Origin of the sequence: Pseudoalteromonas sp. GW168-MNA-CIBAN-0100 (genome assembly GCF_040309225.1) — a bacterium.
Lineage (GTDB): Bacteria > Pseudomonadota > Gammaproteobacteria > Enterobacterales > Alteromonadaceae > Pseudoalteromonas > Pseudoalteromonas arctica.
Genome location: NZ_JBEOOL010000312.1, coordinates 1 through 327 on the forward strand (window position 1 = coordinate 1; position 327 = coordinate 327).

Here is a 327-nt window from a genome sequence, read left to right on the forward strand (position 1 = left end):
CTACTGCACCTAGCAAATGAGCACGCCCGTCGCCTAAACGAGGTGAAAAATGTCCAAATTGATGCCCTGAGTATCCCAGTGCAACCGCTGCAATTGCTTGCTGTTCGTTGCCGCTAAAAGTACTGGCCCGTAATTCAGGAACTACATTAATATTAAACGCTTTAGCTAAGCTGTCGTTCCATAGTAATAGCTGTGGGGCGGCCACCTTAGATGGGCGATCTTCAATTGCAAAATTGTCGGCTACTTGTCTGTACCTTGGCATTAAATTCATAACTACCCTCTACTGTTGTTGGCTTATACCTACACGATTATCGCCTACACTGTAGG

1 protein-coding gene is annotated in these 327 nt (G+C 45.9%); it reads right to left on the minus strand.

Translation table 11 applies throughout. The annotated features are described in order from the left end of the window. The coding region (locus AAEY62_RS21260) for a protein adenylyltransferase SelO family protein (RefSeq protein WP_350636347.1) at nt 1-271 on the minus strand (271 nt) is incomplete at its 3' end. Nucleotides 272-327: the final 56 nt, after the last annotated feature.